Source organism: Neorhizobium huautlense, from assembly GCF_002968575.1.
Classification (GTDB): Bacteria; Pseudomonadota; Alphaproteobacteria; order Rhizobiales; family Rhizobiaceae; genus Neorhizobium; species Neorhizobium huautlense.
The window spans coordinates 1-9,019 of the sequence record NZ_PVBM01000056.1 but is presented as its reverse complement, the minus strand read 5'-3'; the positions used below and the strand labels follow the sequence as shown (position 1 = coordinate 9,019).

The window sequence follows — 9,019 nt, the reverse complement described above, 5'->3', positions numbered from 1 at the left end:
CTTATGACCTGACCCGCTAGAAGCGGCGGTCGGCCTCGCTAAGGCCGGCCGACATGATTTGAACTTGGAGACGCGCGCAATGCCCTCGCTCAAGGCAAAAATCAAGGATGTCTTCGGAGAGCCCGCCTGCGAGAAGAACCGCGGCAAGGATCCCAAGGCGCGAAAAAACGGCTGTTCGAAGCCGCTGACGCCAGGGGCGGCAGCCGGCGGCTGTGCTTTCGACGGCGCCAAGATCGTGCTGCAGCCGGTCACTGACGTTGCTCACCTGATCCACGGGCCTCTCGCCTGCGAGGGCAACTCCTGGGACAACCGCGGATCGGCTTCGTCAGGTTCGACGCTCTGGCGCACGAGTTTCACCACGGACCTTACCGAACTCGACGTGGTGATGGGAAACGGCGAGCGAAAACTTTTCAAAGCGATCCGTGAGATCAAGGAGGCGTATGCTCCGCCGGCAATCTTCGTCTATTCGACCTGCGTGACGGCGCTCGTTGGCGACGACATCGAGGCGGTCTGCAGGCGCGCTGCGGAAAAATTCGGGCTGCCAGTCGTGCCGGTCAATGTGCCGGGCTTCGCCGGCTCAAAGAACCTTGGCAACAAGCTCGCCGGTGAGGTGTTGCACGATTATGTGATTGGCACGGTAGAGCCCGATGATGTGAGCGCCTACGACATCAATATCATCGGTGAGTTCAACCTCTCCGGAGAGTTTTGGCTGGTGAAGCCGCTTCTTGACCGTCTCGGGATCAGAGTTCGGGCCTGCATTCCAGGCGACGCTCGATATCTTGAGATTGCTTCTGCGCACCGTGCCAAGGCGTCCATGTTGGTGTGCTCGACAGCACTCATCAATCTCGCACGCAAAATGGAGGAACGTTGGGGCATCGCCTTCTTTGAAGGCTCCTTCTACGGCATTAGTGACACCTCGGAAGCACTCAGGCAGATCGCCAAACTGCTCGTGACGAAGGGGGCGGAACCAGAGATCCTCGAGCGCACCGAGGCACTGATCGAGGAGGAGGAGGAGGTTGCCTGGAAGAAACTCGCTGCATACCGAGCGAGGCTCGAAGGTAAGCGCGTGTTACTCAACACCGGCGGTGTGAAGTCTTGGTCGGTTGTCCATGCACTGATGGAGGTTGGCATGGAGATCGTCGGTACTTCGATCAAGAAATCGACGCCTGAAGACAAGGAGCGCATCAAGCAAATCCTGAAAGACGAAAACCACGTGTTCGAAACGATGGCGCCGCGCGAGCTTTACAACATGCTCGCGGACGATCAAGCCGATATCATGCTGTCTGGCGGGCGCACGCAATTCATCGCGCTGAAGGCCAAGACGCCCTGGCTTGATATCAACCAGGAACGCCACCACCCCTATGCCGGCTATGACGGCATGGTGGAGCTCGTTCGGCAGATCGATCTTGCCATTCACAACCCGATCTGGACTGAGGTGCGGGAGCCAGCACCGTGGGAGTGTCAACCCGAGACGGAAGGTGTGCCAAGCAGTCGAAACGAGGTCGAAACTTTCCGTCCTGCAAGCCCGCAGTCGTCACCAGCCCCGGTTACTTCCATAAGGTGAGGAAACCTGATGGCACGCATTCTTCCCCAGACCAAGTCCGCAGCGGTCAATCCGCTGAAGTCGTCGCAGCCCCTGGGCGCGGCCTTGGCCTATCTTGGCGTCGGAGGTGCAATACCGCTGTTCCACGGCAGTCAAGGCTGCACCAGCTTCGCTCTGGTGCTGTTCGTGCGTCATTTCAAAGAGGCCATTCCCTTGCAGACCACGGCGATGGACGCAGTTGCGACGATCCTCGGTGGCGCAAGCAATCTGGAAGAGGCGATCCTCAATCTCAAGAGGCGCGCAAAACCCAAGTTGATCGGAATTTGCACGACAGCCCTGGTGGAAACCCGCGGCGAAGATTTTGCAGGCGATCTCGCCAACATCAAGCGTGATCGTGCCGATGAGCTCGTGGGTACGGAGATCGTGCTGGCGAGCACGCCGGATTTCGAGGGAGCGATTGAAGAGGGATGGGCTAAGGCCGTCACCTCTCTGATCGAGAGCATCACCACTCCAGGCGAGCAGAGGCGAGATCAGAAGAAGATTGCAATCCTGCCAGGATGGCATTTGACGGTCGCCGATATCGAACTCCTGCGCGAAACGGTCGAAAGCTTTGGTCTGAAGCCGGTAATCCTGCCGGACATTTCTGGCTCTCTCGACGGTACTGTACCCGACGACCGTTGGGTGCCCACCACCTATGGCGGCACAGCAATTGACGAAATCCGTGAACTCGGGACCTGCTTCCAGGCCGTCGCGATCGGCGAGCATATGCGCGGGGCCGCTGAGGCGCTGCAGGCAAAAGCCGGCGTGCCTTATGCGCTCTTTGAGCAGCTTGTCGGTATGAAGGTGATAGATCGTTTTATGAGTATGCTGTCGATGATTGCCGGCAACCCAGTGCCGGTCTCGATCCGCCGTCGCCGGGCGCAGCTGCAGGACGCGCTACTCGACGGCCATTTCCATTTCGGGGGCAAGCGCATCGCGATAGCCGCTGAGCCAGACCACCTCCTTCAACTTGCGATTTTTTTCAAGGGCATGGGTGCTGAGATCGTTGCCGCCGTGTCGACCGCGGGCACTAGTGGCATTCTTACGAAGGTGCCGGCAGACGCCGTCCAAATTGGCGATCTTTCCGATCTCGAGAGCATGGCGCGTCTCGCGAACGTTGACCTGATTGTTACTCATTCCCACGGCCGTCAGGCAGCCGAGCGGCTTGGCGTCCCGCTAATGAGGGTTGGCTTTCCGATCTTCGATCGGCTGGGTAGCCAGCACAAGCTCACAATTCTCTATCAGGGAACGCGCGACATGATCTTCGATGTTGCCAACCTTTTCCAGGCTAGACATTGCGTGACGTCGCCCGCGTCACTTGATCATTTTGGCAACCGGGAAACGCCCAGATGACCGGTGCTCGTCGCCTTTCCATCGTCCCTGACGGGGTTCGCTCATCAGCTCCGAAACGGAAAGTCGGTGCATTGCGGGTAGCAATCGCCACCCAGGATATGAGATCTCTCGACGCCCATTTCGGGTCTGCCAGACGTTTCGCCGTCTATGACGTGAGTGCCGACGACTGGGACCTCGTGGAAGTCCTGTCCTTCGAAGAGGTCTCCGAGGAAAGCGGACAGCATCGCACCGAGGGTGACGATCGCATTGCCCGGAAGGTGGAGGCGTTGAAAGGTTGTCACCTGTTGTTCTGTCTGGCGATCGGTGGGCCTTCGGCAGCCAAGGTTGTTTCGGCCAAAATTCATCCGATCAAAGTGCCCGAGGCTCAGTTAATTGAAGACGTACTGTCGCGAACTCGGGCGATGCTCAGGACGACTCCCCCGCTCTGGTTGCGCAAGGTGCTATTCGAAGCAGGCGCCACCGAAAAGAAACCTTTTGACGAGGAGGACTAAGACATGGCCACACTGACAGGCATCACCGATGGCCCTGCTGTCGACCAGGAATGGAATCTTGCCACCCCCTTCCTCGAATGCCTCGTAAGGCTCATCCGCGCCCAGGATACCCATGGGACGTGGGAAGGCAAATCTGACGCCGACCTACTGGCGGATTTCATCGTCACCAAGGAGCAGCGCCGTGAGATCCCGATCATCGGCGATCCCGATCCGGATGTGCTGTGGAGGCTCCAGAATTTTTATAGTTGCGTGGGACTTGTGATCGAGGAGCGCACAGGGCTACTGGCATCGCCAATCATGACGATCAGCCATGAGGGCTTTGGCCGAGTGCTTTTCTCGACTGGACGGTTGGTCGTTCTGTCGAGGACCCTCCGCGATGCCCACCGGTTCGGCTTTGAGACGCTTGGCAAGCTCTCCGAGTCAGGTACGAAAATGGTTGAGGATGCGATCGCGGTTATAGAGACCTATCCCGACGTAGCGCGTGCGTGATGGACCCGGCTTTTAGGGGAGGATTCAGGTCGAACCGTGAGGAACTGCGGAAGAAGGTTCGCAAGCTGCAGGCACGTGCCGCCACAATGTCTTATCGACCTGTAGGTCGGTCATGATCTGGCACATCAAGACACTCGAACAGGCCTCGCCGCCCGACGGCCAAGCCATAGCCACAAACGGCGACTTTCGAAAAACAACATCAGCTTCGCCACCCGCCATCAGATCGGGCGCCGCGATGCAGATGGGCGACCTGCCTTGAAGGCTTAGTATGGGCAGCGCGTCGGACGAAACGCGCTGCCCATACTAAACTCCATCTTTGGTAATGCTCACCCGCGGGATCACGAGAGAGTGCAACGGTTTAGTGTCGACGGCAGCTGCGGAGCCTAACGTCAGCGCTCGGGCTCCGCGGCATCAGGTCGGAAAAGTCGCACAGAAGCATCAAAATCCCATTTGGGACCACTCAAGAGACGGGAGAAATCCTCAAGGTTTCAAGAATGTTCTGAGGAGAAGAGACCTCATAGGGATCGGACTCGCAGTTGTCCGAGAGACCTTCCTCTTCGAACCATTTCTCCACCACGCCATCGTTGACTACGGCAGCGTAGCGCCAAGAGCGCATCCCGAAACCAAGATTATCCTTTGCGACCAGCATGCCCATTTTGCGAGTGAATTCGCCGGAGCCATCCGGAATGAGATTGACCTTTTCTATGTGCAACGCCTTACCCCACGCGTTCATGGCAAAGGCATCATTGACTGACAGGCAGTGGACTGACTCGATCCCCGCATGCCGGAACTCGTCATATAGCTTCTCGAAATCGGGCAATTGCCGTGTTGAACAAGTGGGGGTGAACGCACCCGGAAGCGAAAACAGAACGACGCGCTTGCCGCTGAAGTAATCCTCGGTTGTTCTGGCTTCCCACCGGTAGGGATTTGGTCCCGTCACAGTCTCGTCGCGAACGCGCGTATGAAAGACAACGAAGGGAATTCGTTTTTTCATCGGCATGAGCATTTCTCCTTTTATGGCATCAGCATCCTTCGGAAAAGAACCGGCGCATTCGCCGTGATTGGCAGCTTGGCGGCTACCGACAGGCAAACAGCAAGCACCGTGCCACTTGACATCCAAATTGCAGCAGCACTGCTTTTTGGCGCGCATCGCCACCCTGCTGTGCGCGTACTGGCTAGTGGCCCAAGCTTCAGCAGGCGTGTTTCGAGGCTCAGCCCGTCGGTGTGATAGGCCGGCAGATGCTGGCGCGTACTTTCGCCTGCGAGGCCAAGTTGCCGCGTCACGGTTCGGGTTCCCTGTCGCGTATCCTGCAACTACTCTTGGCAGAGAACCGACAATGTTGTCCTTGTCGTCCTCCTGACATGGCCGCAGCCCCCGATGCTCCTGCCAGACTTTCGTCAAGTCCCTGAATAGCAACCACAAAGTTATCTCTTCGGCTCGGTAGATTCAATTGGCACGAGACTTGAAACGTCCCGACACGACGCGGCCGAACTGATTTGCGGAAAGCACCCGCGGGCGCTCGGTGTGGTGGAACGAAGAGGGAAGGAAGCAACGTGTCAAATCTAGCTCAAGTCCGCGCTTTGTCGAAAGGGAGAATGGTCCTTGGAGCCAGAATGTCCGGTCAGCCCGGCTGGCGACAATTATCCGAGCTTCTAGGAGCCGGATCCTGGCCGCCCGTAGATCCTAAAATGGATTTCGATCAATACGTGCTCGCTTGTGTCCTTTCGCGTGTGCTTGAGGAGATCGAGGCCGGCGAGGCAACTGCGACAGAGGCAACGGGCCTTTCGCAAATCGAGATTCGGGACATCCTTAACTGCAGCGTTCCCGCACCAGCGATTCACGCTTTCCGCCTGGAAGACATTAGCGATGCGGAGCCCGGTATGGAGGAGGAGCTTCTGCGCGGTCTGCTGCTCGCGCATGCTCGACCGGGCGATTCGGCGAGCATACGTTTCGCCAAGATCATAGCCCGCCGTGCTTTACGCCACGACCATCTCTGGAGGGAGCTCGGTCTTTTCGATCGTGTCGAACTCAGCCGATTGCTCTCAACCCATTTCATAACGCTTGCAGCCGGCAATACCAACAACATGAGGTGGAAAAGGTACTTTTACCGCAAGCTCTGCGAGGCCGAGGGATTTTCGCTGTGCACAGCGGCCGCTTGCCTAGGATGCAAGGAAAAAGGGAGCTGCTTTGTCCCTGAGGAAGTAAAAAGCGTTCGCGCGGAGCCGTGATAGGAGCCAGCAAGGTAGGCATCGTCAACACCAGCGGGGGGGCCGCTGCGCGCTCTGATTCAGCCTGCCCGGTTTACGACACATGCATGCACCCGTGGCGGCTATCATGTCGATTGCAGAACATTACGCGGAGATCGCGGCAAACGCCCCTGTATCTGCATCTCTATGTCCAGGTGCTGGTAGCGATCGCCGCAGGCGTCCTGCTGGGGATCGACCGTTTCATGTCAGAATGCCGGGCGCTCACCAAGTTGATCGGCAATGCGGTCGCGACCATGGTGGTGGCGAAATCGGAAGGCGAGCTTTTCCGGGCGCAGCTTGCAGCCGCTCTTGCAGGCAACGCGTCGGACCAGACCGGCGGTTGTCAAGCCAGCGGAGTAGTGGCCTTGAGAACGGACGATAGGTGTTTTTACACCACCTATTTCGCAGATCGCGCACACTTTCTTGCGGCCCGATCATGGGCTGCCTGTCTAGTTACTACAGTTGCGTTTAGTTTGAAATCATGATTCACTCTTGGCATTTAGCTGGAGGGAATTTACATGTCCGTCGCAAGTTGGTCGGATCGGGATTGGCATGGCAACGCGAGCTGGATGCATTGAAGGAGCGTGGGCTTATGTGATGGAGGCTCTGGGAAATGCGGACGGCGTTCTGGAGGTGGACGAGACTGGCTTCCTGAAAAAGGGCGAGCATTCGGTGAGGTGGCATGGCAATATTTCGGGACGGCCGAATTGAGAACAGTCGGGTGGGTGTGTTCCTTTCCTATGCAAGCGGCTATGGCCAAACCCTGGTCGATCGGCAGTTGTGAACCGCCCCGGGGTTTGCCGGAGGCCATTTCGTTTAAGTTATGCGGCCACGACTCGCGCGTCCAGTATGGCATAGTATCGTTCTTCGGCCTCGGCTGGCGGTATGTTGCCGATGGGCTCCAGAAGGCGGCGGTTGTTGAACCAATCTACCCATTCCAGCGTGGCGAACTCCACGGCTTCGAAGTTTCGCCACGGTCCTCGCCGATGGATGACCTCGGCCTTGTAAAGACCATTGATCGTTTCGGCGAGAGCGTTGTCATAACTGTCGCCGACACTCCCGACAGACGGCTCGATGCCAGCTTCCGCCAGCCGTTCGGAATAGCGAATGGACACATAATTGCGATCCGCGGTCGGAATGATGAACCAGCCCGCCACGATGGACGGGCCGCCGATCATGCAGTGCCTGGTCGAGGGCATCGAGAACGAAGCCCGCATGGGCAGTCGGGCTTGCTCGCCAACCGACGATGCGGCGAGCGAAGGCATCGGTCACGAACGCGACGTAAACGAAGCCCTGCCAAGTGGCCACATACGTGAAATCAGAAAGCCAGAGCATGTTCGGCGCAGGCGCGAAGAAGTGTCGGTTCACCCGGTCGAGCGGGCCTGGGCCGGTCTTGTCACTGATCGTCGTACGGATCGGCTTGCCACGAATGATGCCCTGCAGCCCCATCACCCTCATAAGCCGAGCGATAGTGCAGCGGGCGACATCGAAGCCTTCACGCTGCAATTGCCGCCAGACCTTGCGCACGCCATAGACCTGGAAGTTCTCATTGAACACCCGACGTATCTCGATCTTCAGGCCGATATCGCTGCGGGCGCGAATCGACAGGCGATCCACGTCCAGGCGCTTGGCGACGTTCTCGTAGTAGGTTGACGGGGCAATCGGCAAAAGCCTGCAGATCGGCTCGACCCCGAACACGACGCGGTGTTCGTCGATGAACGAGATCATCGTTTGAAGGGGCGGGCGAGCTCCGCCATCGCGAAATAAGCAGATGCCTTGCGCAAAATCTCGTTGGCCTGACGAAGCTCGCGGTTCTCCCGCTCGAGAGCCTTCATCTTCTCGGCCGCGTCGCTCGGCAAGCCTGCTCGTTTGCCGCTGTCGACCTCGGTCTTCTTCACCCATTCATGCAGCGTGGCTGGCGAGCAACCGATCTTGCCCGCAATAGATGAAACGGCTGCCCACCGCGACGGGTGCTCTGCCTCGTGATCCAGCACCATACGGATGGCACGTTGACGGACTTCAGGTGAAAATTTGTTCGTTGTCTTGCTCATATCGGCTCCACTCTCTCAGGAGTTGGAGCCTCCGGCAAACCCGGGGCGGTTCAATCGGGGCTTACCCCGCCGCTTCATCATCCGCTGTCTACGCTTCACGAATGACGTTACCGCCACCCATGCAAGACTCGCTTCCGGCTGGCGGGCTGCGCCTTTGCCGGACGGGCGTTGAACCCGCTGGATCGCTGCGAACGGTTTCTGTTCGGCTCTCACCTCCTTTCGTATTCATTCCCCGTTCTGGGGCTTGCCTGTCGCAAGTTGGGCGCATCTTCGTCGCAAGTTTTACGACCTTCACATCAGCGGTGTCTCGAAGGCAGCAACGGACACGATCATCGCGATGACCGAGTTGTGGCGCATCGAGGATGAGGCCCGCGGTCGGGATGTCGACAGCCGCTCCACGCTGCGTCAGAAGAAGTCTGGCCATCGTCGCCAGCCTCTTCGATCTTTGGGAAAAGGAACTGGGCAAGGTCTCATGGCAAGTCCAAGACCGCCGAGGCGATCCGCTACGCGCTCACCCGGCGCGAATCACTGGAGCGCTTCCTGACGGACGGCCGGATCGAAATCGACTCCAATATCGTTGAGCGCGCGATCAGGCCCCAAACCGGACCTGAGTCGTTGTGCACTCCTTCTCTAAGTGTCTGTAAACATTGGAAGCGTGTCCGCGTCAGCAAGGCGACACGGCGCCCCTTTCGCGCTATCGCAGCTCGGAGGGCCTCAGAGTTGAGGTCGCTGGCGCGGATTTGATACGGGGCGCCGGGAACTACCTGCTCGGCAGACAACACGTTCGTCTTGATCAGATGTCGAAT

The 9,019-nt window shown here is 58.4% G+C and carries 6 protein-coding genes, 4 pseudogenes and 1 other annotated feature; of the genes and pseudogenes, 8 read left to right on the top strand and 2 right to left on the bottom strand.

The window, feature by feature from the left end; translation table 11 throughout:
• Positions 1-79 precede the first annotated feature (79 nt).
• From nifE to C5L12_RS26955, 4 genes are read left to right on the top strand one after another with little or no spacing between them, the layout of a single operon-like run.
• Entirely contained in the window at positions 80-1,564 is a 1,485-nt protein-coding gene (gene nifE / locus C5L12_RS26970; protein WP_105375077.1) for a nitrogenase iron-molybdenum cofactor biosynthesis protein NifE, read from the top strand.
• A 9-nt stretch (positions 1,565-1,573) separates the two neighbouring features.
• Positions 1,574-2,935 carry a nitrogenase iron-molybdenum cofactor biosynthesis protein NifN gene (nifN, locus tag C5L12_RS26965; protein WP_105375076.1) on the top strand — a complete coding sequence of 454 codons (1,362 nt, stop codon included), beginning with the start codon at positions 1,574-1,576 and terminating at the stop codon, positions 2,933-2,935.
• Entirely contained in the window at positions 2,932-3,426 is a 495-nt protein-coding gene (gene nifX / locus C5L12_RS26960; protein ID WP_105375075.1) for a nitrogen fixation protein NifX, read from the top strand. Before nifN ends, nifX begins: the two co-directional genes overlap by 4 nt.
• Before the next feature lie 3 nt (positions 3,427-3,429).
• The gene (locus tag C5L12_RS26955) at positions 3,430-3,915 is read left to right on the top strand and encodes a NifX-associated nitrogen fixation protein (RefSeq protein WP_105375074.1); all 486 of its coding nucleotides are present in this window, start codon (positions 3,430-3,432) and stop codon (positions 3,913-3,915) included.
• A gap of 460 nt (positions 3,916-4,375) precedes the next feature.
• Here the strand turns inward: C5L12_RS26955 and C5L12_RS26945 are convergent, their stop codons facing one another.
• Complete coding sequence (locus tag C5L12_RS26945) at positions 4,376-4,915, bottom strand: peroxiredoxin (RefSeq protein ID WP_105375072.1); 540 nt, start codon at positions 4,913-4,915, stop codon at positions 4,376-4,378.
• Positions 4,916-5,469: 554 nt separating this feature from the next.
• Here C5L12_RS26945 and C5L12_RS26940 point away from each other — a divergent pair.
• From C5L12_RS26940 to C5L12_RS28940, 3 genes and pseudogenes are all read left to right on the top strand, one after another.
• Positions 5,470-6,144, top strand: a complete 675-nt coding sequence (locus C5L12_RS26940) for a nitrogen fixation protein NifQ (RefSeq protein WP_105375071.1) — start codon at positions 5,470-5,472, stop codon at positions 6,142-6,144.
• 197 nt (positions 6,145-6,341) lie between these two features.
• Positions 6,342-6,647, top strand: a pseudogene (locus C5L12_RS28635) (hypothetical protein); the annotation flags it as partial.
• Between the two features lie 109 nt (positions 6,648-6,756).
• Positions 6,757-6,943, top strand: a pseudogene (locus C5L12_RS28940) (IS701 family transposase); the annotation flags it as partial.
• A 40-nt stretch (positions 6,944-6,983) separates the two neighbouring features.
• Here the strand turns inward: C5L12_RS28940 and C5L12_RS26925 are convergent.
• Positions 6,984-8,213 (bottom strand): annotated as a pseudogene (locus tag C5L12_RS26925) (IS3 family transposase).
• Positions 7,816-7,932: a sequence feature (AL1L pseudoknot), on the bottom strand. (Overlaps the previous pseudogene by 117 nt.)
• Positions 8,214-8,472: 259 nt before the next feature.
• Between C5L12_RS26925 and C5L12_RS26920 the strand changes: the two are divergent.
• Positions 8,473-8,816 (top strand): annotated as a pseudogene (locus C5L12_RS26920) (IS66 family transposase); the annotation flags it as partial.
• Positions 8,817-9,019 lie beyond the last annotated feature (203 nt).

Coding starts and splice junctions, on each gene's coding strand:
- nifN (WP_105375076.1), top strand. CDS start 1,574: ATGGCACGCATTCTTCCCCAGACCAAGTCCGCAGCGGTCAATCCGCTG.
- nifE (WP_105375077.1), top strand. CDS start 80: ATGCCCTCGCTCAAGGCAAAAATCAAGGATGTCTTCGGAGAGCCCGCC.
- nifX (WP_105375075.1), top strand. CDS start 2,932: ATGACCGGTGCTCGTCGCCTTTCCATCGTCCCTGACGGGGTTCGCTCA.
- C5L12_RS26955 (WP_105375074.1), top strand. CDS start 3,430: ATGGCCACACTGACAGGCATCACCGATGGCCCTGCTGTCGACCAGGAA.
- C5L12_RS26945 (WP_105375072.1), bottom strand. CDS start 4,915: ATGCCGATGAAAAAACGAATTCCCTTCGTTGTCTTTCATACGCGCGTT.